The sequence below is a fragment of the Pseudomonas sp. SK genome (genome assembly GCF_012975065.1).
GTDB classification, from domain to species: domain Bacteria; phylum Pseudomonadota; class Gammaproteobacteria; order Pseudomonadales; family Pseudomonadaceae; genus Aquipseudomonas; species Aquipseudomonas anuradhapurensis.
The window spans coordinates 3,165,410-3,187,477 of record NZ_CP051857.1 but is presented as its reverse complement, the minus strand read 5'-3'; the positions used below and the strand labels follow the sequence as shown (position 1 = coordinate 3,187,477).

17 protein-coding genes and 2 pseudogenes are annotated in these 22,068 nt (G+C 66.0%); 5 read left to right on the top strand and 14 right to left on the bottom strand.

What is annotated here, in order from left to right; all coding sequences use genetic code 11:
- Positions 1-27: 27 nt before the first annotated feature.
- Positions 28-2,445 (bottom strand): glucose/quinate/shikimate family membrane-bound PQQ-dependent dehydrogenase, encoded by a 2,418-nt coding sequence (locus tag HG549_RS14650; protein WP_170030225.1) that lies wholly within the window; start codon positions 2,443-2,445, stop codon positions 28-30.
- A gap of 215 nt (positions 2,446-2,660) precedes the next feature.
- The gene (locus tag HG549_RS14645) at positions 2,661-3,011 is read right to left on the bottom strand and encodes a cupin (RefSeq protein ID WP_170030224.1); all 351 of its coding nucleotides are present in this window, start codon (positions 3,009-3,011) and stop codon (positions 2,661-2,663) included.
- A gap of 117 nt (positions 3,012-3,128) precedes the next feature.
- Between HG549_RS14645 and HG549_RS14640 the strand changes: the two genes are divergently transcribed.
- Both HG549_RS14640 and HG549_RS14635 read left to right on the top strand, forming a co-directional pair.
- On the top strand, positions 3,129-4,034 hold the full coding sequence (locus HG549_RS14640; protein ID WP_170030223.1) for a LysR family transcriptional regulator: 906 nt from the start codon (positions 3,129-3,131) through the stop codon (positions 4,032-4,034).
- Positions 4,035-4,139: 105 nt separating this feature from the next.
- Complete coding sequence (locus HG549_RS14635; protein WP_170030222.1) at positions 4,140-5,339, top strand: MFS transporter; 1,200 nt, start codon at positions 4,140-4,142, stop codon at positions 5,337-5,339.
- A 34-nt stretch (positions 5,340-5,373) separates the two neighbouring features.
- Here the strand turns inward: HG549_RS14635 and HG549_RS14630 are convergent, their stop codons facing one another.
- From HG549_RS14630 to HG549_RS14595, 9 genes and pseudogenes are all read right to left on the bottom strand, one after another.
- Positions 5,374-5,985, bottom strand: a complete 612-nt coding sequence (locus HG549_RS14630) for a LysE family translocator (protein WP_170030221.1) — start codon at positions 5,983-5,985, stop codon at positions 5,374-5,376.
- Positions 5,986-6,164: 179 nt separating this feature from the next.
- Positions 6,165-7,016 carry a CAP domain-containing protein gene (locus HG549_RS14625; protein ID WP_170030220.1) on the bottom strand — a complete coding sequence of 284 codons (852 nt, stop codon included), beginning with the start codon at positions 7,014-7,016 and terminating at the stop codon, positions 6,165-6,167.
- Positions 7,017-7,210: 194 nt separating this feature from the next.
- Complete coding sequence (locus HG549_RS14620; RefSeq protein ID WP_170030219.1) at positions 7,211-7,816, bottom strand: cell wall hydrolase; 606 nt, start codon at positions 7,814-7,816, stop codon at positions 7,211-7,213.
- A gap of 33 nt (positions 7,817-7,849) precedes the next feature.
- A complete protein-coding gene (locus tag HG549_RS14615; RefSeq protein ID WP_170030218.1) occupies positions 7,850-8,767 on the bottom strand; it encodes an AEC family transporter in 918 nt (305 codons plus the stop codon).
- 241 nt (positions 8,768-9,008) lie between these two features.
- The gene (locus tag HG549_RS14610; RefSeq protein ID WP_170030217.1) at positions 9,009-9,872 is read right to left on the bottom strand and encodes a LysR family transcriptional regulator; all 864 of its coding nucleotides are present in this window, start codon (positions 9,870-9,872) and stop codon (positions 9,009-9,011) included.
- Between the two features lie 100 nt (positions 9,873-9,972).
- Positions 9,973-10,989 (bottom strand): ABC transporter substrate-binding protein, encoded by a 1,017-nt coding sequence (locus HG549_RS14605; RefSeq protein WP_170030216.1) that lies wholly within the window; start codon positions 10,987-10,989, stop codon positions 9,973-9,975.
- A 109-nt stretch (positions 10,990-11,098) separates the two neighbouring features.
- Positions 11,099-11,611: pseudogene (locus HG549_RS26350) on the bottom strand (methyl-accepting chemotaxis protein); the annotation flags it as partial.
- A gap of 393 nt (positions 11,612-12,004) precedes the next feature.
- A pseudogene (locus HG549_RS26345) lies at positions 12,005-12,922 on the bottom strand (chemotaxis protein); the annotation flags it as partial.
- Positions 12,923-13,309: 387 nt separating this feature from the next.
- Positions 13,310-13,501 carry a hypothetical protein gene (locus tag HG549_RS14595; protein ID WP_170030214.1) on the bottom strand — a complete coding sequence of 64 codons (192 nt, stop codon included), beginning with the start codon at positions 13,499-13,501 and terminating at the stop codon, positions 13,310-13,312.
- A gap of 72 nt (positions 13,502-13,573) precedes the next feature.
- On the opposite strand from HG549_RS14595, the gene HG549_RS14590 reads away from it, so the two are divergent.
- A complete protein-coding gene (locus HG549_RS14590) occupies positions 13,574-14,893 on the top strand; it encodes a Na+/H+ antiporter family protein (protein WP_170030213.1) in 1,320 nt (439 codons plus the stop codon).
- Between the two features lie 8 nt (positions 14,894-14,901).
- Here HG549_RS14590 and HG549_RS14585 read toward each other — a convergent pair whose 3' ends face one another.
- The 3 genes from HG549_RS14585 to HG549_RS14575 all read right to left on the bottom strand — a co-directional run bounded on the left by HG549_RS14585 (position 14,902) and on the right by HG549_RS14575 (position 19,670).
- Positions 14,902-15,909 carry a FecR family protein gene (locus tag HG549_RS14585; RefSeq protein WP_170030212.1) on the bottom strand — a complete coding sequence of 336 codons (1,008 nt, stop codon included), beginning with the start codon at positions 15,907-15,909 and terminating at the stop codon, positions 14,902-14,904.
- A gap of 235 nt (positions 15,910-16,144) precedes the next feature.
- A complete protein-coding gene (locus tag HG549_RS14580) occupies positions 16,145-17,914 on the bottom strand; it encodes an acyl-CoA dehydrogenase C-terminal domain-containing protein (RefSeq protein ID WP_170030211.1) in 1,770 nt (589 codons plus the stop codon).
- A 133-nt stretch (positions 17,915-18,047) separates the two neighbouring features.
- Positions 18,048-19,670, bottom strand: coding sequence for an acyl-CoA synthetase (locus HG549_RS14575; protein ID WP_170030210.1), 1,623 nt, complete (start codon positions 19,668-19,670; stop codon positions 18,048-18,050).
- A gap of 194 nt (positions 19,671-19,864) precedes the next feature.
- Between HG549_RS14575 and HG549_RS14570 the strand changes: the two genes are divergently transcribed.
- Both HG549_RS14570 and HG549_RS14565 read left to right on the top strand, forming a co-directional pair.
- Positions 19,865-21,271, top strand: coding sequence for a sensor histidine kinase (locus HG549_RS14570; RefSeq protein WP_170030209.1), 1,407 nt, complete (start codon positions 19,865-19,867; stop codon positions 21,269-21,271).
- Positions 21,268-21,912: a response regulator transcription factor gene (locus HG549_RS14565; RefSeq protein ID WP_170030208.1), complete on the top strand. Its 645-nt coding sequence runs from the start codon at positions 21,268-21,270 to the stop codon at positions 21,910-21,912. The genes HG549_RS14570 and HG549_RS14565 overlap by 4 nt, the downstream gene beginning before the upstream one ends.
- Positions 21,913-22,068 lie beyond the last annotated feature (156 nt).

Below are 22,068 nucleotides of genomic sequence, written 5' to 3'. Positions count from 1 at the left end.
CGTGCCCGCGAAGCAGGCGACGCGGTGTCACGGCAGCGCGTAAGCCATCACGTAGTCGCCACGGTCAGTCGACTGGCGCGCGCCGCCAGCCGTGACTACCACGTATTGCTTGCCGGTTTTCGGCGAGACATAGGTCATCGGGCCGCCCTGGCTGCCCACGGGCAGGCGGGCCTTCCAGATTTCTTTGCCGTTGCTGCTGTCGTAGGCACGCAGGTAGAAGTCCTGGGTGCCGGCGATGAACACCAGGCCGCCTTGGGTCGACAGGGTGCCGCCGAGGGTCGGCAGGCCGATCTTGATCGGCAGGTGCATGCGGATGCCCAGCGGGCCGGTGTCTTCGACAGTACCGACCGGCACCTGCCAGGCCACCTGGCGGGTTTTCATGTCGATGGCGGTCAGGGTACCGAATGGCGGCGCCTGGCACGGAATGCCGGCCACCGACAGGAAGCGGTTCTTGTTCACCGCATACGGGGTACCCTTGAGCGGTACGGCGCCCATGCCGGTATTCAGCGCCTCGCCGCCGGAGGCGGCACCGCCCTTGTTCTGCGACGGGATCATCTGGATCCACAGGCCCAGGCGCATGTCGTTGACGAAGATGAAGCCATGCACCGGGTCGGTGGAAATGCTGCCCCAGTTCATGCCACCCAGCGAACCCGGGAAGCTCAGCGCCAGGTCGGTGCCCGGTGCGGTGTACAGGCCGTCATAACGCATTTTCTTGAAGTCGATACGGCACAGCAGCTGGTCATACGGGGTAGCGCCCCACATGTCGGATTCGGTCAGGGTCTGCGCGCCGATCTGCGGCATGCCCACCGACTTCGGCTGGGTTGGGGAATAGGGTTCGTTGGGGATATTGCCGGGCTTGACCGGTACTTCGTCGACCTGGGTCAGCGGCTTGCCCGTGGCGCGGTCGAGCACGTAGATCTGCCCGGCCTTGGTGCCGATCACCACCGCCGGTACCGACTGGCCGTCGTCCTTGATGAAGTCGATCAGGCTCGGTTGCATCGGCAGGTCGAAGTCCCACAGGTCGTTGTGCACGGTCTGGAACACCCACTTCTGGTTGCCGGTGGTGGCGTCCAGGGCCAGCACCGAAGCACCGTAGGTGTGGTCCAGCCGGGTGCGTTCGACGCCGTAGATATCGGTGGACGACGAGCCCATCGGCAGGAACACGGTGTTCATCGCCGGGTCGTAGGACATCGGTGCCCAGCTGTTCGGGGTGCTGCGCACGTAGGTCTTGCCGCCCTCTGGCGCCCGCCGGTCGTCCGGGTTGCCCGGGTCGAAGGCCCAGCGCATTTCACCGCTGAATACGTCGAAACCACGGATCACGCCGCCAGGCATGTCGGTCTGCACGTTATCGGCGATACGCCCGCCGACCACCACCGTGGTGCCGGCCATCAGCGGTGCAGAGGACAGCTGGTAGTAGGAGTCCGGTACGTTGCCCAGGCCGGCCATCAGGTTGACTTGGCCGTTGTCGCCGAAGCCCCGGCAGAACTCGCCGGTGTCGGCGTCTACGGCAATCAGGCGGCCATCGATGGTGTTGGTCAGCAGGCGACGCTGGCAGTTGGCACCGGCCGGCACGCTACCGACGGTGACCGGCGTGCTGTTCGGCTGGGTTGGCTGGGCGATCGGCGCGCTGGCGTCGAAATAGGCCATGCCACGGCAGCGCTGCCAGACCTTGGACTGGGCGTTGATCTCGTTCTTCCACAGTTCCTTGCCGGAGTCGGCGTCAAGCGCGATCAGGTTGTTGTGCGGGGTGCAGATGAACACCTTGTTGCCGACCTGCAGCGGGGTCAGTTGGTCCTCGGCGCCGTTGCCGTCGCTGATGGCCACGTCACCGGTGTGGTAGCTCCAGGCCACCTGCAGCTTGCTGACATTGTCGCGGTTGATCTGGTCGAGCGCGGCGAAGCGGCTGCCGCCTTCGCTGTTGCCGTAGTGAGCCCAGTCCTTCTGCTGCTTGCCGGCTTCCACCGGAGTCATGCCCGGGCCCTTGCCGGCAGGGGCGACAGTGGGGTGGGCAACGAACATGTTGCCGACGGCTACGACCAGCGCCACGGCCATGACAGCGGCCACGCCATAGGCACCACGGCCGCTGCTGGCGCCGTTGGCACGCGCCAGCAGCGGGTACACCAGCGCCACCACCAGGCCGATGGCGCCGAACATGAACAGCCGCGAGAACAGCGGCCAGAACACCAGGCCGGCGTCGGCCAGCGCCCAGATCGCAGTACCCACCAGGAACGCTGCGTACAGCCAGGCGCCAGCCGGCTTGCGACGTGCGATGAGTACGCCGGCCATGGCCATGGCCAGGCCGCCGATCAGGAAGTACCAGGAACCGCCCAGGCCGGCCAGCTTGATGCCGCCCGCAACCAGGAGGAGGCCAAGCAGGGCGATGATCACGCCCAGGCCGACCAGGATGATGTTTGAGGCGCCGGAAGCGCGCGGAATTGCTTTCATGCCAGGGATCTCAGCAGGTGGAATGCGCGCAGTTTAAACGCTTAGCTTGCTAATTAACAAGTTGGTACATAATTTTGTGAGGCTGATTGTCGCAGGCAGGAACTTGCCGAGTTGTGGCGAAAAGTATTGAACAGGTGGTTAAAAATGCGAAAAAGAAACTATTCATGCAGCCAAGGTGACGTGTGGCCAAGATCGCTGGTTTGGAAAGGGCCGGGCTATGCCGGCCAAGGGCTGACACTGCTGTAGAACACGGCCAGCCAGATGGTGGCCGTGCCGGGGGCCGTCCATTCCACGCGGTGGCGGTAGTGTGCCGGGATGTCCAGGCAATCGCCCGGTGCCAGCAGGCGGGTGTGGTCCTCATGTTCGAAGCGCAGGGCCGCGGCGCCACTGAGCAGGACTACCCATTCGCCTTCGGCCTGGTCGTACCAGAACCCGGAAGGGCTGGCCTGGCCAGTGGAAACAATGCGCTCCACGCGCAGGCCGGGGCGGCTGAGCAGTTCATCGATACGCTCAGCGCTGTTGGCAGCGCAAGCGGGTAGGTTGGTCAGCAGATTGTGCACGGTCATGGAACGCCTCGCTTGAAGGGGAGTGGTTCCACTATGGACGAGATTTCCGGGTGCCGCGCTGCTTGACCTGCCCGGCCGTTTGTAAGAACTTTCCGAGATTTGAAAGACGGGCAGCAGATGGACAAATTCCTGGCGATGAAGATGTTCGTGGCCACCGTCGAGGCCCAGGGCTTTTCGGCTGCTGCGCGCAGGCTTGGGCTGGCGACTTCGTCGGTGACGCGCCTGGTCGACGCCCTGGAAACCGCGCTGGGTGCCACCTTGCTCAACCGCTCCACGCGCCAGGTCAGCCTGACCGAGGCCGGGGCCCGCTATTACGAGCGTGCCCGGGGCATTTTCGAGGCACTGGACGAGGCCGACGCCAGCGTCGCCGACCGTGGCGAGGAGCCGGTCGGCGTGCTGCGCCTGTGCTTGCCGGTGGAATTCGGCAGGCGGGTCATTGCCCCGCACCTGGGACCGTTCCTGGCGCAGCACCCGGCACTGGAACTGGACATAGACCTCAGCGACCGCCTCGATGACCTGCTTGATGGCCGCTACGACCTGTCGATCCGCCTGGGTGACCCTTCGCCCAACGATGAGCTGGTGTGTCGCCAGCTGGGCCGCTTCGAGCGGTGGCTGGTGGCCAGCCCGGCCTACCTGGCCGGGCGTGATGCGCTGCAGCATCCCCGGCAGCTGCTCGAGCACGCTTGCCTGCGCTTTCGCTATGGTCAGAAAGGCCGCCCCTGGCGCCTGAGCCGGGCGCAGGAGAGCCTGGAGCTGGAAGTGAGCGGGCCGTTGCGCAGCGCCAATGCCGACCTGCTGCGCGAGACCGCGTTGGCTGGCAGCGGCATTGCACTGCTGGCCGACTGGTTGGTGCGCGAGGACGTGGCGGCCGGGCGCCTGCAGCGGCTATTCCCCGATTGGCGGGCCAGCCCCGGGGCGGCCAACGACAGTATCAATGCCCTGTACCTGCCCAACCACCGTGGCTCCAGGCGGGTGAACGCGTTCATCCACTTTTGCGAAGCTGTGCTGGCACAGCGCGCCTAGCGTTGCGCAACGCGCAAAAGCCCGTTGCGCCGGCGCCGGATTCCCGCTGCCGATGCCGCTGGGTAAGGTGATCGGCATATTCCATCCGTTGCCGAGGAACCTCGCATGAATCCCTCCCTTGCCGCCGCCCAGCCGGCAGCCACCGGCCTGAGCCGGGCCCTGGTCGCACTGCTGGCGTTCTGCTGTGGCGCGATTGTCGCCAACATCTACTATGCCCAGCCCATTGTCGGGCTGATTGCCCCCGACCTTGGGCTGTCCACCGAACACGCCAGCCTGATCGTCTCGCTTACCCAACTGGGCTATGCCTTGGGCCTGTTGCTGCTGGTGCCGCTGGCCGACCTGCTGGAAAACCGCCGGCTGATGGTCGCCACTGCGGTACTGGCCGGGGTCAGCCTGCTGCTGGCAGGAACCAGCCGCAGTGGCCAGGGCCAGCTGTTCCTGGGCTACGCACTGCTGATCGGCTTTAGCTCGGTGGCGGTGCAGATGCTCATCCCGCTGGCGGCGCACCTGGCGCCGGAGCAGCAGCGTGGGCGCGTGGTCGGCAACATCATGGGCGGCCTGCTGCTGGGCATCCTGCTGGCGCGGCCGTTGTCGAGCCTGGTGGCCGACCACTTTGGCTGGCGTGCAGTGTTCATCGGCGCCGCCGCGGTCATGCTGGCGATCATCCTGTTGCTGGCGTTGACCTTGCCGCAGCGCCGCCCCGAGCACAAGGCCAGCTATGCCGGGTTGATGCTGTCGCTGCTGACGCTGCTGCGCCGTTACCCCTTGCTGCGCCAGCGCTCGCTGTACCAGGCGTTGATGTTCGCGGCGTTCAGCCTGTACTGGACCGCAGTGCCGATGGCCTTGGCCGGTGAGCATGGCTTGTCGCAGAGCCAGATTGCCGTATTCGCCCTGGTCGGCGCGGTGGGTGCCGTCGCCGCCCCGCTGGCCGGTCGCCTGGCCGATGCCGGGCATGCCCGGGCTGGCTCGCTGCTGGCGCTGCTGCTGGCACCGGCGGCCCTGCTGCTGGGGCTGACGGCGCCGGGCTACAGCGTGATTGGCCTGGGGCTTACCGGTGTGCTGCTGGATTTCGCCGTGCAGATGAACATGGTGATCGGCCAGCGCGAGGTCTACGCACTGGACCCGGCCAGCCGCGGGCGCTTGAACGCGGTGTACATGACCAGCATCTTCCTCGGCGGGGCGCTGGGCTCGGCGGTCGCCAGCGCGCTGTTCAGCCAGTTCGGCTGGCAGGGTGTGGCGTGGGTGGGGGCTGGGTTGCCGGGTGTAGCCTTGGTCATTTTCCTGGCCAAGGCCCGCCGCAACTGAAGGACGACGCGCGCTGCTGCGCAAGCTGCCTGGCTCATCGCCCAAGCGGCAGCGCCACGCCGATCAGGGCGAACAGGCTACCACAGCAGCGATTGAAGCCTTTGCCGCCCTTGGCCAGCCAGGGGCGGATTCGAAACGCCAGGCGGGCCAACAGGTACTCGACCATGAACTCGACGCTGGCAAAGGTTGCCGCCATGACCACGAACTGCGAGAACAACCCACGCTGCGGGTCGATGAATTGCGGCAGGAACGCACCATAGAACAACAGCACCTTGGGGTTGGCCATGGCCGACAGCAGGCCCTGGCGGAACAGGCTGGCATTGCCCAGCCGGGCGCTTTGCCCGGTCAACTCAAGGTGCAAGCCCGGGCTGCGCCACAGCTGGATTCCCAGCCAGATCAGGTACACGCCCCCCACCCACTTGAGCACGCTCAGTACCGAGGCCGAGGCCTGCAGCAGTGCGCTGAGGCCGAACATGGCCAGGGCGATCAGGGCGCTGAAGCCGAACACCCCGCCGATGATGGTGAACAATGTCCGCCGCGCCCCATACAGCGCGCCATGGCTCAGGGCCAGCAGGCTGTTGGGGCCAGGGGTCAGCGACAGGCCGATGCTGGCCAGCAGGTAGATCAGCCAGGTGTCGAGTGCCATGGCGGGATGAGCCTCGTTGAGAAGAAACTAGCGCCAATTGTAGGAGCGGATTTATCCGCGAAGCAGGCGACGCGGAGAATGGCACGGGCTCTGCCGGTATTCGCGACCATGGAGGGATACAACGATGTGAGCTGAGCCCCTCATGCCGAACGGCTGAAACCAGGCTATCTCCGCCTGCCTCATTGCGGGGCCCCGAACACTCCCGTCCAGTAGATGCCCGCATCGCTCTTCGGATCCACCGCGTAGGCAGCCCCCAGTTCGCGGAAGTCCGGGTTCATCAGCGTGGCGCAATGCCCCGGGCTGTCCAGCCAGCCATCGACCACCTTGTGCGCAGTGTCACGCCCTGCAGCGATGTTTTCACCGATCTGCCGGTACAGGTAGCCGGCCAGTTCGGCCCGGTCACCGGGGGTACGGCCATCCTTGTCGATATGGTCGAAGAAGTTCTGGTTGGCCATGGCCCGGGTGTGGTTGGCGGCGACGCCGGCCAGCACGCCGCTCCAGCTCAGCGCCGGGGCCGCGGCAAAGGGTTGGCCTCCGCACTGGCGCGGCACTTTGCGCGCAGCATTGATTTCCTGCAGTACTTTCTGCCCTTCGGCCTGCCAGTCGCCCAGGCGGCCACTGAGCAGCGGCCGCGCCAGCACGATACGCCATTCGCGGCCTTCCTGGCTGACGCCGATATCGACGAACTGCGGGTCGAGCACCACCTGGCAGAAGCTCTCCTCGATGGCGTGCATGGCGGCGCGTGCATCGCGCGGCCCGGACAGGCTGATGGCCTGCACGTTGACCATGGGGTAAGCGGCACGGGTCATCGCCTGCTGCAGGTCGCGGGTGCCTTCCGGTGACAGCGCCAGGCGGGTATCGCTGTTGAGCGGCGGCAGCTCCAGCGACGCTTCGCCACCGCAGGGCTGGGCCTTGCTGCGGTAGGTATTGATCGAATCGATCAGCTGCGCCTCTTCGCCGGTGGCAGCCAGCGCCCCGGTCGAGACGACCAGGGCCAGCGCCAAGGTGGCAGCAGATGACAGGACGCGCATGTGGATCTCCCTATGACTGGCAGCGTCGTGGTTTGCGCTGCTCATCCTACACAAGCCCGGGGCTTTTGGCCCGGGATCGTGCAAAGCAATGAAAACGCCGGCAATCGTTGCTGGCGGCAAAAGAGGGAGTAGACCTGCCAGCGGCGGAAAAGTGCGATCAGGCGCCTCATACCCGTGACCAACCTGGGCGAGTGTCAGCGGGCCAGTGCCTGGTTGGGCTTGTAGAAGAGAAAATGCCGGGTCTGAGCTGTCCTGCGATAGGCTTTGGCCCAGTCCGGGCGGACGTTGCGGTCATGAAAGTACAACGCCCCGCCGGTGGTGTCCTTCAATTGCTGGTTGAGCGCCTTGCGCGCGATCTCCTTGGCAATGCCATAGCGCTGCGGTTCCTCGACCTGGTCAGGGCGCCCGTCGCACCACCAGGAGAACTGGCAGGCCTTGCTCTCGACACCTTGTTTGACCACGCCGCAGATGCTGTCGGGGAAGCCCTCGCTACCCAGCCGATTAAGCACCACGCTGGCCACGGCAGCCATGTCTTCGGCGTCGGCGCCCTTGGCCTCCCAGTAAACGGTCCGGGCCAGGCAGGTGATGCTGTCATCCAATGCTGCCTGGCCCGCCGGGTCCACGGCCTGCGCTTCCGCCGGGGTAAGGGTTTCTGCCTTCTTTGGCGGTGGCGCGTCGTTCACCACCTTGTCCTCGAGCCGCGCGGCCTTGTCTTCGGCGATCGCTGCCTTGGCGGGGGCGGCCGCGTCCACTGGGCCTGAGAGCATGGCCAGGCCGGTCAGTATCCAGAACAGGCGCATGAGCGGGCTCCGAACCGTGAGGTGGTTCACAGTCTAGTCAAGCGCAAGCATCAGTACCAAGGGCAACGTTGCAGCGGCAGCCACGGTCTGCAGCGCGATGATGGCAGCCATCAGCGGTGCGTTGCCGCCCATCTGCCGGGCCATCACATAGGAAGAGGAAGCCGTGGGCAGCGCCTGGAACAACACGGCCACCACTGCCGCCTGGCCACCCAGGCCCAGCAAGCGACACAGGCCCCAGGTCGTCAGTGGCATGATCAAGAACTTGAACGCCGAGGCGGCCAGCAACGGGCGCAGCTGCTGGCCCAGGCTGGCGCCGCCAAGGGCGGCGCCGACACACAGCAGGCCCAGCGGCAGCGCCGCCTGGCCCAGCGCCTTGACGGTGGGCTCGATACCCGCCGGCAAGCCCAGCCCGCTGGCGCGCAGCAGCAAGCCGCCAGCGCAACCGACGATCAGCGGGTTGGCGAAGATTGCCCGCAGTACCGTGGCGGGTGAGCTATGGCGGGCGCTGAAGCGGGCGAACACCAGCACGCAAAGCAGGTTGACCAGGGGCACGATGGCGGCGTTGGCCACCGCGGCCAGGGCGATGCCGGCGCTGCCGTAGATGCCAGCTGCCAGGGTGGCGCCGATGTAGTTGTTGAAGCGGATACCGCCTTGGAACACTGACGTGAAGTCGGCACCAGCGTAGTTCATTGCGCCCTGGTACAGCACCAGCAGCACGGCCCCGGCCAAGGTCGAGAGCATCAGCACGCCGACCATGCCGAGCACCGGTACGCCATCGAGGTTGGCGCTGGCCAGGCCGTGCAGAAACAGCGACGGCAACAGCACGTAGTAGCTCAGGCGCTCGGCGCCAGGCCAGAAGCTTTCTGCGAGAAAACCACGCCGCCGCAGGAACGTGCCCAAGGCAATCAGCAGGATGATCGGTAGCAGGGTGGTCAGCAGCAAGTGGAGCATGGTCAGCGTTCCGTGGCCGGGTACCGGGCAAGATTACGGAGGCTGTTTGATTTATAAAAACGTTGTTTTCTTCATTGACCGTTGAGCAAAAATGCATGTTCGCCCAGCCACTGAGTGTGCAGGAGCGGCCTTGCGTCGCGAAAGGGGTGCGAAGCGCCCCCAGCGCTTCATTTTCGCCACCACCTTTTTTCGGTTCTTTCACGACAAAAGGCCGCCCCTGCACCTAGCGGTCACCCGTAACTCAAGCATCCAACGCAGTCTTCAGCACAGCACTCAAGTGCCGCCGTTGGCTTTTCTGATGCTCCAGCAAGACCACCCGCCGGGTCAGCTGCGGTTCGCCAAACGGCAGGCAGGTCGCTGCTGGCAGGCGGGCAAGGTCTTCGTCGGCCATGGGCACGATCGCCACACCCAGGCCCATCACCGCCATGCGCGCCAGGGCTTCCTGGCTATCCAGTTCCATCTGTTCACTCACCTGCAGGTGCTGGCGGCGCAGTTCCTGCTCGATCTGCCGGCCGGCCCAGGCACGCTTGTCGAAGCGCAGGAAGGGCTGGCTGGCCAGCAACTGCGCCACACTGTGCCCGGCCAGCTCGGCGCTGGCGATGGCCCAGAAGCGGTCCTCGAACAAGGGCGTGTAGTCCAGGCTCTGCGGGTAGGGGTTGACCGGTTCGGTGGTGATCGCTGCATCGAGCTCGCCATCTTCCACGCGCCGTGCCAGTTCGGCCGACATGCCCGATGCCACGCTGATGTGCAGCTGTGGGTGGTGCGCCTTGAGCCACACCAGCGCCTTCGGCAAGCGCCGCGCCAGCACCGTGTGGATCGCCCCCAGGCGCAGGCGGCCGCGCAGGCTCGGGCCGCTGGCCAGGGTATCGGCCAGTTCGTCATAGGCAGCCAGGATGGACTCGGCGCGGGCAACCGCCAACTGGCCGGCCTCAGTCAGCGCCACCTGCCTGCGGCTGCGGTCGAACAGTGTCACTTGCAGTTCGTCTTCGAGGATCTTGATGTGCAGGCTCACCGCCGAGGGCGTGAGGCTGAGCAGGTCGGCGGCACGGGCAAAGGTGCCATGCCGGGCGATGGTCACCAAGGTGCGCAGGGCTTTGAGAGACATGCGGGTGGGTCCGGGCTGGTCGGTCGGTGTGGCATTGTCAGGCGCGGCCCTGTTGGCGGCAAGCCAGGACCTTGCTGGCCAAGCCTGCGCCAGCCGCTGCTCAGAGGCTGGCCTCGACCTTGCTGGCGACGTCCGCAGGCAGCCAGGCCTTCCACACTTGGCGGTTATCGCGCAGGAAGGCGAGGGCGGCATCACGGGGTGGGGTGCGCTTTTCGCTCATGTCGGCCAGCGCCTTGTTCAACCGATCGATGGGCAACTCGACCTGTTCGAACACGCTCACCAGCTCCGGGTAGTGTTGATGAAACGCCTTGGACACCCCGATCGACAATTTCGCCGGCAGCGAACGGCTGCCTTTGGGGTTGGGGTTGCCGGGATCGGTGAGGGTGGCCCAGGCCTGGGCGTCGAACGGCGGTTCTTCCAGGCGTATGAGCTTGTAGCGGCCCATCAATGGGGTCGGGTTCCAGTAATAGAACAGCACGGCTTGGCCGCGGCGGATAGCCGAGCCGATCTCGGCATCCATCGCCGCTCCCGAGCCCGTACGGAAGTTGTTGTACAGCGTTTCCAGGCCATAGGCCTTGAGTTTCTGGCTGTTGACGGTTTCCGACGTCCAGCCGCTGGGGCTGTTCAGAAAGCGCCCTTTGCCGGGCGATTCCGGGTCGCGGAAAACCTGCGGGTAGCGCTTGAGGTCCTCGACACTGCGAAGTTCGGGTGCCATGGGCTTCAGCTTGCGGGCAGCGTCGCCTTCGATCACATAGGCGGGTACCCACCAGCCTTCCTCGGCGTTTTTCACGGTATCGCCCAAGGCATACACCTGGCCGGCCTGCTCGGCCTTGACCCATGCGGGGCTGCGCCCGGCCCATTCCTCGGCGATCACCTGCAGGTCGTTACGGGCCAGCGCCACCTCCATGCTGACCGTGCTGCCGGGCAGGGTGTCGGTGGGGTAGCCATAGCCACGCTCCACGATCAGCCGCAGGATTTCGGTGGTCAGGGCGCCGCTTTCCCAGCCTATGGCGCCAAAGTGGATGGGCTCGCTGCGTTCAGCCGAGGCGGCACTGTCGGTACTGGCCAGGCCTAGGGTGAGCAGCAGGCCGGCCAACAGTGTAGGGATCTTCTTCATCCAGGCCCTCGTCGGTTGCCGTTGAGTGGTGCGGCAAGTGTAGACGACCCGCCCGCGTGCCCGGCAACCACGAGGTGGCAGGGCCGGCGGGCGCCGGCCCTGCCTGCGGTCATACGCGGAACTGATCCATCAGCGCCTGCTGCTGGTTGGCCAGGCTGTTCAGCGACTGGCTGACCCGCGCCGATTCGTTGGCCTGCCCCGACAGCGATTCGGTGACGTCGCGGATGGTCGCCACGTTGCTGTTGATTTCCTCGGCTACGGCGCTCTGTTCCTCGGCGGCCGAGGCGATCTGCAGGTTCATGTCGGTAATCACCGTCACCGCCTGGCCGATGCGTTGCAGCGCAGTGACCGCCTGGCCAACCTGCTCGACACCACCCTGGGCCTGGCGGTGGCTGTTGTCCATCGCCCCGACCACTTCACGGGTACCGTTCTGCAGCGCCTCGATCACCTGGCGGGTTTCTTCCACGGACTCCTGGGTACGCTGGGCCAGGTTGCGCACTTCGTCGGCTACCACGGCAAAACCACGTCCTGCCTCACCGGCGCGGGCGGCCTCGATGGCGGCGTTGAGTGCCAGCAGGTTGGTCTGTTCGGCGATCGAGCGGATCACCTCCAGCACCGAACCGATCTTCTCGCTGTTCTGCGCCAGGCCTTCGACTTCGGCCATGGCTTCGCTCATGTTGGCAGCCAGCGCATCGATGCTGGTGGTTGTACGCTCGATCACCGCCAGGCCCTCGCGGGTCGCCTGGTCGGCGTCGCGGGCGGCCTGGGCGGCCTGCGCGGCGCTGCGGGCAACGTCCTGGGCGGTGGCGCTCATTTCGTGCGAGGCGGTGGCCACCTGGTCGACCTGGCGATACTGCTGCTCCATGCCAGCGCTGGTCTGCGTGGCAATTGCCGAGGACTGGTCGGCGGTGCCGCGAGCGGCCTGCACCGAGCTCTTGACCTCGGCAATGGTCGGTTGCAACTTGTCGAGGAAGCGGTTGAACCAGCCAGCCAATTCGCCCAGTTCGTCACGCTTCTGGTAGGTCAGGCGGCGGGTCAGGTCGCCTTCGCCGCTGGCGATGTCCTTGAGCATGGCCGCCACGCCGAGGATCGGCCGGGTCACGCCGCGAGCCATCAGCCACACCATCAGCAGGCCGGCCACTGCCGCGGCCAGGCCGAGGCCCAGCTCCAGCAGGGTGCCGCTGGTGTTCAGCGCGTCCAGTTCCTGCTTCAGCGCCTCGGCCGGCCCGGTCAGGGCATCTTCCGGCACGTCCAGCAACACGCCCCATGGCTGGGCATCCGGGATCGGGCGGAACGCTGCCAGCACTTTCAGGCGCTGCTGGTCGTGCAGGGTGGTCAACTTGCCATCGGCCAGCGTGCGCACCAGTTCGGCGCCCTTGGCCGTATCGACCTGGTCGAAGCGCTGGGCCAGCTTGCTGGCATCGGCGCTGTAGCCGGCCAGCAGGCCGACCGGGCTGAGGATACCGACCGTGGTGCGGCCTTCGTACAGGCTGCGGCTGGCCTCCTGGCTCAGGGCCTGCAGGCTGTTGAGGTTGATGTCCACGGACAGGGTGGCGATCACCTTGCCGTCTACCCGCAGCGGGAAGACGATGCTGGTCATCAGGACCTGCTGGCCATCGATGTCATAGAAGTACGGTTCCACCACACAGACCTTGCCGGACGTACGCGGGCAGACCCACCAGGTGTTGGCCGGCTGGCCGCTGGGGCCGATCTCGGTGTTGGCCATGTCGGTTTCAGGCAGGGCCATGGAGGTCAGCTGGCCGACCCGCGGCTGCGACCAGTACAGGGCGAAACGCCCGGTGGCGTTGCTACCCAGTTCCGCCTTGCCGGCGAACAGGCTGTCCTTGTTGTCCAGCGCGTTGGGTTCGAATACCAGCGACAGGCCGAGCAGGTCCGGGTTGGCCTGCAAGGCGGCGCGTACCTGGCGGGTCATGTCCTCACGCAGGTCGAAGGCATCGAGAAAGCGCTTTTCGGCCTGTTCACGCAGGAACAGCACCTGGCGGGCGAAGCCAGCGCCGTACTGGTAGGCGTCCATGAACTGGCGGCGGATGTTCAAGGCCTGCACCTCGCCTTGCGATTCGATGCGCGACTGTGCCGACTCGGTCAGCATCTGCATGCTGCTGGCCTTGACCAGGTCCGAGCTGTGCTCCATGCGGTACAGCGACAGGCCGACGAGCAGGGTGACGATGCCGGCCAGGCAGAGACCGGCGAGCAGGGTAATTTTCCACTGGATGGAAAGTTGTCGCAAAGGCATGGGATGGGTCCCTTGTAATAGGAGTGTGGCTGACGTCTGTGTCGGCCAGCGCAGGTTTTTCTTTATTCAAACGTTCAATTTAACCTGCAGGCCCGCGTGGCCCTTGTAGGCGCGGCCTGGTGTCGCGAAAGGGCCGCAACGCGGCCCCAGGATTTCAGCATCAGCAGACGAATGGCTGGGGCCGCGCCACGCCTCAATCGCGACACCAGGCCGCTCCTGCAAAGGATCGCGCCGGGCATTGGTAATCTGCCGCAGCATGGCGCTTTTGACTTCTGTCGCCCACTGCTTCAGAGTGCCGGCTTTTTTCTGTCGCAACGAGGTAAGCCAACCATGAATGCAGTGATCGCCGCGGTCGGCATCATGCTGATACTCAGCCTGTCCCGCGTGCACGTGGTCATCGCCCTGATCATTGGCGCCCTGGCCGGTGGGTTGGTCGGTGGCCTGGGTATCGAGGGGACGCTCAAGGCCTTCAACGGCGGCCTGGGGGGTGGTGCCACGGTGGCCCTGTCCTATGCACTGCTGGGCGCCTTTGCCGTGGCCATCGCCAAGTCTGGCCTGGCGCATGCCCTGGCCGACCGTGCCCTGGGCATGATCGAGCGCCAGGGCCATGCCAATGGCGGCAAGGTGAAATGGCTGCTGATCGGCCTGATGCTGGTGGTGGCGGTGTCGTCGCAGAACATCCTGCCCATCCACATCGCCTTCATCCCGCTACTGGTGCCGCCGCTGCTCTATGTGCTGACTCGCCTGCGCATCGACCGTCGGTTGATCGCCTGCGTCATCACCTTCGGCCTGATCACCCCGTACATGTTCCTGCCGGTGGGTTTTGGCAACATCTTCCTCAATGAGATCCTGCTGGCCAACGTCGCCCGCGCAGGCGTCGATGTGAGCGGCGTCAATGTCACCCACGCCATGGCCATCCCGGCCGCCGGCATGCTCGCCGGGCTGTTGCTGGCGGTGTTCGTCAGCTACCGCAAGAAGCGTGACTACGACCTGGCGCGCATCGAGCAGGTGGAGCAGGTGAGCGTGCAGTACAACCCGCTGACGCTGCTGGTGGCCGGGCTGGCCATTGCTGCGGCGTTCGTTGTCCAGTTGTGGCTGGACTCGATGATCATCGGTGCCATGGTCGGCTTCCTGATCTTCTCGCTGTCGGGCATCGTGCGCTGGAAGGACACTGACGACCTGTTCACCGAAGGCATGAAGATGATGGCCATGATCGGCTTCATCATGATTGCCGCCTCGGGCTTTGCCGACGTGATGAAAGCCACCGGCGAGGTGAAGAGCCTGGTGGAAGCGTCGGCGCAGTGGATCAACCACAGCAAGGCTGTCGGTGCGGTGCTGATGTTGCTGGTGGGCTTGCTGGTGACCATGGGCATCGGCTCGTCCTTCTCCACGGTACCGATCCTGGCGGCGATCTTCGTGCCGCTGTGCGTGCAACTGGGCTTCGACCCGCTGGCCACGGTGTGCATCGTGGGTACCGCCGGCGCCCTGGGCGACGCGGGTTCGCCGGCCTCGGACTCGACCCTGGGGCCGACTTCGGGGCTCAACGTGGATGGCCAGCATCACCACATCTGGGACACCGTGGTGCCCACTTTCATCCACTACAACCTGCCGCTGCTGGCGTTCGGCTGGCTGGCGGCGATGACCCTGTAGGGCAGGCGTCAGCCCTTGTCGGGTGGCGGCGAGATGCGGTTGAGCACAGTGCTGCCATCCTTGCTGCGGGTCAGGTAGACCGGCAGCACCTTGGGCAGGTTGTTGACCAGGCGCCCCACCTCACGGGTGTTGTAGATGCCGCTGATACGAATGCGGCCGGTGCTGGCGTCGGCCAGCAGCAACGGCGCGTCGAGGTAGCGGTTGATCATCGGCAGCGCCTGCTCCAGGCTCAGGTTGTCGAGCACCAGCTTGCCGTCACGCCAGGCCAGGCTGTTGCCGTAATCGTCGCTCTGTGCCAGCTGCGGCTCGAAGTCGCCCTGGCGATAGCTGGCCTGCATCCCCGGGCCGAGGCGGTAGCCGCCGTCGCTGCCGTCGCTGGAGACCAGTACCGAGCCCTCCACCAACGTCACCTTGACCCGGTCCTGGTACTTCCACACGTTGAACTGGGTGCCGGTGACACGAGTCTGGCCACGGCCGGCATGCACGATGAAGGGGTGGTTGCTGTCGTGGCGCACCTTGAAGAACGCCTCGCCACGCTTGAGCGTGACCTGGCGCTGGTCCTTGTAGTTCAGGTAGGTGAGCTCGGTGTTGAGGTTGAGCTGCACCGTGCTGCCGTCGTTCAGTTCCACGGTCTGCATGCGCTCGCCGGCGGCGAAGTGCTGGTAGTGGTTGGGCAGCCAGCCTTGTTCCCAGCCCAGCCAGCCGGCCAGCGGCAGCACTGCCAGGGCGATGGCGGCAGCAGAGGCGAATGGCCGCCAGCCACGCGGGCGTGCCGGCTGCTGAACGGGCGCGTTGAAATCGATGACGGTGGCGGTGCGTGGCAGCAGGTCGGCGGTGTGCCAGATCTCCAGCATTGCCTGGTATTCCTCGGCATGCTGCGGGTCGGCCGCCAGCCAGCGGCTGAACGCCTCGCGCTCGGCCAGCGTGCAATCCTCGGCATGCAGGCGCATGCACCAGTGCGCGGCGGCGTCGGTGATGGCATCGTCTGGGCTGGGGTTGCGGCGGTCGTGGTTCATTGCGGCTCCGGGTTTTGCGCATTCTACCCTTGGCGCAGGGCTCCGGAGAACCGCGGTAATGGCGAGTGATTCTCTGTTGTGCCGGTTTTTCGTCGGATTGGCAACGGTTTTCCAGCGTTTGAGAACCCTTCGCGGCAGGAACCAGCTCCGCCTGGTCGCCATCGCCGGCAAGCCGGGCTCCTACAGGGCCAGCCTGTGGGAGCCGGCTTGCCGACGCTGAGGGCGGGCGGGGCGATCAGAATTGTCCGGCGGTCATCCGATAAAGGCTGGCGCTCCCTGCGCGAATACTCGCGTCCAGGCCCAAGCCACGCGGCAGGACGCGCTGGAAGTAGAACTCCGCACAGGCCAGCTTGGCCGCATGAAACGCATCGTCCTCGTCACGCTTGGCCAACGCCACCGCGGCCATCCGCGCCCACATGTAGGCATACGCGGTCAGCCCGAACAGCTGCAGGTATTCCACCGCCACGGCGCTGACCAGGTTGGGCTCCTCGCCAGCGCGCGAGCGCAGCCAGGCGCTGGTCGCTTCCAGGCGTGCCAGGCTCGCTTGCAGGGCTTCGCGGTGCAGCGGCGCGTCGAGGCTGAAGGCACGTACCTCGGCAGCAAAGCTGGCCAGTGCCTGGCCGCCGTCGGCCAGCACCTTGCGCCCGAGCAGGTCGAGGGCCTGGATGCCGTTGGTACCTTCATAGATCTGGGCGATGCGCACGTCGCGCACGCGCTGCTCCTGGCCCCATTCACGGATGTAGCCATGGCCACCATACACCTGTTGGCCGAGCACACAGCTTTCCAGGCCGTTGTCGGTGAAGAATGCCTTGGCCACCGGCGTCAGCAGTGCCACCAGGCGCTGGGCGTGCTCGCGTTCGCCGGCGTCGTCGGCGTAGCGCGCCAGGTCCAGCTGTTGGCCAACGTAGGCGGCGAACGCCCGGCCACCCTCGGTGAGGGTGCGCATGGTCAGCAGCATGCGCCGCACATCAGCATGCTGGATGATCGGGTCGGCCACCTTGTCCTTGGCTTGCGGGCCGCTTGCTGCGCGGCTTTGCAGGCGTTCATTGGCATAGCGGGCGGCGCTCTGGTAGGACGCTTCGGCACAGCCGATGCCCTGCAGGCCGATGGACAGGCGCTCGTAGTTCATCATGGTGAACATCGCGGCCAGGCCCTTGTTCGGCTCACCCACCAGATAGCCGACCGCACCGTCGAAGTTCATCACGCAGGTGGCCGAGGCCTTGATGCCCATCTTGTGTTCGATCGACCCGCAATGGGCGGGGTTGCGCCTACCCAGGCTGCCATCGGCCTCGACCAGGTACTTGGGCACCAGGAACAGCGAGATGCCTTTGGCACCGGCCGGCGCATCCGGCAGCTTGGCCAGTACCAGGTGGATGATGTTCTCGGTCAGGTCCTGCTCGCCGCCGGTGATGAAGATCTTGCTGCCACTGATGCGATAGCTGCCGTCGGCCTGGGGCTCGGCGCGGCTGCGAATCAGCCCCAGGTCGGTGCCGGCATGAGGCTCGGTGAGGCACATGGTGCCCGCCCAGCGGCCTGCGTAGAGGGGTGGCAGGTAGGTGGCCTTGAGTGCTTCGCTGGCGTGGGCATCGATCGCCAGGCAACTGCCGGCGCTCAACGCCGAATACAGGCTGAAGCTGCAGTCGGCGGCATAGAGCATTTCCTCGAACAGCACGCCGAGCATTTTCGGCATGCCCATGCCGCCATGCTCGGGGTTGCCACCCAGGCCGACCCAGCCACCTTCGCGGTAGGTGTGCCAGGCCTCGCGGAAGCCATCGGGGGTGGTGACGGTGCCGGCCTCGAAGCGCACGCCTTGCTCGTCGCCGTTGCGGCTGAGCGGGGCGATCAGCTGGCCGGTGACCTTGGCTGCTTCCTCGAGGATGGCATCGGCGGTTTCGGCGTCGATGCGCTCGGCCAGGGCGGGCAGGCGGGCCCACAGGGCGGGGGCGTTGAACACATCATGCAGGACGAAGCGCATGTCGCGCAGGGGGGCGGTGTAGGTGGTCATCGTGTGCTCTTGGAAGATTGAGGTTGTCTGTGCGGGCCCCACCACCGGCCAGCTGCCACAGGCATTGCACAAGGCTCGAGGCTTGCATCAACCCTGTGGCAGCTGGCTTGCCGGCGATCGGACAGCTGCGGCTTCAGAGGGCCTTGGCCCGGTCGCGCAGCACGTACTTCTGGATCTTGCCGGTGGAGGTTTTCGGCAATTCGCCGAACACCACGGTCTTCGGCACCTTGAACCCGGCCAGGTGCTCGCGGCACCAGCCGGTGATGTCGGCTTCGCGGGTGTCTTCGCGGCCCGGCTTGAGGGCGACGAAGGCGCATGGGGTTTCCCCCCATTTTTCATCCGGGCGCGCCACTACTGCGGCTTCCAGCACGGCCGGGTGCTTGTACAGGGCGTCCTCTACCTCGATGGTGGAGATGTTCTCGCCGCCGGAGATGATGATGTCCTTGAGCCGGTCCTTGATCTCGACATAGCCGTCGGCATGCCACACGGCCAGGTCACCGGTGTGGAACCAGCCGCCACGGAAGGCTTCGGCGGTTGCTTCGGGGTTCTTCAGGTAGCCCTTCATCACGGTGTTGCCACGCATGAAGATCTCGCCCAGGGTGTTGCCGTCGCGCGGTACCGGCTCGAGGGTCTGCGGGTCGGCGACCATCAAGCCGTCGAGGGTCGGGTAGCGCACGCCCTGGCGCGACTTGATCCGCGCGCGTTCTTCCAGCGCCAGTTGGTCCCATTCGTCATGCCAGGCACAGACGGTCACCGGGCCGTAGACTTCGGTCAGGCCGTAGGTGTGGGTCACCTGGATGCCCATTTCCTCCACGGCGCCGATCACCTTGGCGGGTGGTGCGGCGCCGGCGACCATGGCCTGCACCGGATGGTCGATGGCCGCCTTGGCCGCCTCGGGCATGTTGACCAGGGCGTTGAGCACGATCGGCGCGCCACACAGGTGGCTGACCTGGTGTTCGCGGATCAGGTTGAGGATTTTCTGCGGGTCGACCCGGCGCAGGAAAACGTGGGTACCGGCCAGCGCGGTGATGGTCCACGGGTAGCACCAGCCGTTGCAGTGGAACATCGGCAGGGTCCACAGGTACACCGGGCGGTGGCCCATGGCCCAGGTCATCTGGTTGCCCAGGGCATTCAGGTAGGCGCCACGGTGGTGATAGACCACGCCCTTGGGGTTGCCGGTGGTGCCGGAGGTGTAGTTGAGCGAGATCGCCTGCCACTCGTCATCGGGCCATTCCCAGGCAAATTCCGGGTCGCCTTCGGCGAGGAAGGCCTCGTAGTCGAGCTCGCTGAGCGCGCGGCCTTCGCCATACTCGGGGTCATCCACATCCACCACCAGGGGCGGGTGTTCGAGCAGGGCCAGGGCAGCCTCGATGACCGTGTGGAACTCGCGGTCGGTAATCAGCACCTTGGCCTCGCCATGCTGCAGCATGAAGGCGATGGCCTCGGCATCCAGGCGCACATTCAGCGTGTTGAGCACAGCGCCGGTCATGGGCACACCGAAGTGGGCCTCGAGCATGGCCGGAATGTTCGGCAACATCACCGCCACGGTATCGCCGCGGCCGATACCCCGGCCGGCCAGGGCGCTGGCCAGGCGTCGGCAGCGCTGGTAGGTTTCCTGCCAGTTGCGGCGGATGGCACCGTGGACCACCGCAGGATAATTGCCGTATACGGCAGCGGTGCGTTCGATGAAACTCAGCGGGGTGAGGGCGACATGGTTGACGGCAGCGGGCATCAGGCCCTGGGCATAGATCGACATGCGGTAATCCTGTAGGGGAGGCAGGCGCAGCCAGTGCGCTTGGCCCCCGGTGGCTGATTGTTAGCTCTGATCAGGGTGCAGGGTGACGGACGGTGGGCCGTTACCCTTGTCGCTGTTTTACGCGAGTCGCTATGGTATTAGGAATATCGACTATAGCAATATAGTAAAACTACTATAACAACGAGCCGCTCATTTTGGACAAGACCGCCTACCCCTTGCTTGCCAAGGACCCTCAGCCCAGCCTGATGCTCTGCGCCGATGCCACGCCGCTGGCGCTCAACCCGGCGTTGCAGGCGTGGCTCGATGAGGGCCCCGCACTGGCCAGCTGGCTGCCGGCCAACTGTGCCTCCCTGGTGCGCGCCTGCCTGCGCCAGCACCGGGCGATTGCCGACGTCGAGGTACAGGTTGGCGAGCGCATCGTGCTGTGGAACTTCATCCCCGACGATCAGGGCCAGCAAGTGCTGGCGCGTTGCCGCGACGCCAGTGACGAGCGCCACGGTGCGCGCGAGGCCAGCCGCGCCCGGCGCCTGTACCGGTTGATCATCGAGAACACCACCGACCTGATCTCCCGGCACAGCCCTGATGGCCGTTTTCTCGATGCCTCGCCGGCGGCCTTCCGCCTGCTCGGGCTGTGGCCCGAGCAATTGCGTGGCAGGCCGGTGCATACCCTGCTGCACCCGCGCGAACGTCGCCAGGTGCTGCGCCAGGCCGCCGCTGCCCTCGACCAGGACGGCTACCACACCATGACCTGCCGGGTGCGCCAGGCCGCAGGCGGTTACCGCTGGTTCGAGATCGCCAGCCGGGCCATCCGCGAAACCTATACCGGCGCAGTGGTCGAGGTGGTCAGCGTGTCCCGCGACATTACCTTGCGTATCGAGGCCCAGGAGAGCCTGGCGCACAGTGCCCGCTTGGCCACCCTGGGCGAGCTGGCGTCGGGTATCGCCCACGAGATCAACCAGCCATTGGCCGCGGTGGTCAACTATGCCAATGCCAGCCAGCGTTACCTGCAGGCTGTGGCACACGACCCGCAGGCGCGCGAGCGGGTTGGGCAGGGCCTGCAGCGCATCAGCGAGCAGGCCACCCATGCTGCCGAGGTGATCCGCCGCCTGCGCGCCTTCCTGCGCAAAGGGCCGCGCCGCCTGCAGGCACTGGACGTGGCCGAGGTGGCCGGTGAAGCCATGCGCCTGTGTGCCTGGGAAGCTGCGCGCGACCAGGTGCTGGTCGAATTGCGCATGAGCGCGCAACTGCCCTCGGTGTACGCCGACCGGGTACTGCTGGAGCAAGTGCTGCTGAACCTGCTGCGCAATGCCATTGATGCCAACCGCGAGCAGCACGGCGAGCGGCCGTCGCGTATCCTGCTGAGCGCCGCGCGCGATGGCGACGGCGTGCTGGTAGAAGTGGCCGACCAGGGGCCGGGCGTGGCCCCCGAGCGGCTGGATGAAATCTTTACCCCTTTCACCACCAGCAAGGCCGACGGCCTGGGCCTGGGTTTGAGCATGAGCCGCAGCCTGATCGAAGGCTTTGGCGGCAGCCTGTGGGCGCGGGCCGGTGACAAGGGTGGTCTGGTGCTGTGCTGCCGCCTGGCGGTAAGCAGGGGATGAGGGGAGGCGCGGTGCAAGCGAAAGTGTATGTGGTCGATGACGACCAGGGCATGCGGGATTCGACGGTGTGGTTGCTGCAGTCGGTAGGTTTGCAGGCACTGCCGTTTGCCAGCGGGCAAGCGTTTCTCGATGCCTGCGTTGATGACGGGCCGGCCTGTGTGCTGCTGGATGTGCGCATGCCGGGGTTGGGTGGGTTGGCGGTGCAGCAGGCGATCCGCGAGCGCGGCCTGGCGCTGCCGGTGATCTTCGTCAGTGGCCATGCCGATGTGCCGATCGTGGTGCGGGCGTTCAAGGCTGGCGCCTGCGATTTCATCGAAAAGCCGTATAACGATCAGTTGCTGCTCGACAGCGTACAGGCTGCGCTGGACCAGGCCGGGCGGGCGCGTCAGGACGATAAGGCGCTGGCTCAGGTGCAGGCGCGCGTCGATGCCCTGACGCCGCGCGAGCGCGACGTGTTCGTGCCGTTGGCGCAGGGCTTGAGCAACCGTGAGGTTGCCGAACGGCTGGGAGTCAGCGTGAAGACCGTGGACCTGTACCGTGGCCGGGTGATGAAACGCTTGCAGGCGCAAAGCCTGGCCGAGCTGGTCGGTATTGCCATTGCCTGCGGGGCGGTGCAGGCATTGGGCCTGCGAGCCTTGTAGGAGCGGCCATGCGTCGCGATGGGCCGCGCAGCGGCCCTGGATCTGTGTTGCGGCACAAACTGTTGGGGGCCACTGTGTGGCCCATCGCGACGCAAGGCCGCCCCTACACAGGCCGCGAATCGGGCGAAATCATGAAATATTTCATAGCTTGCTAAT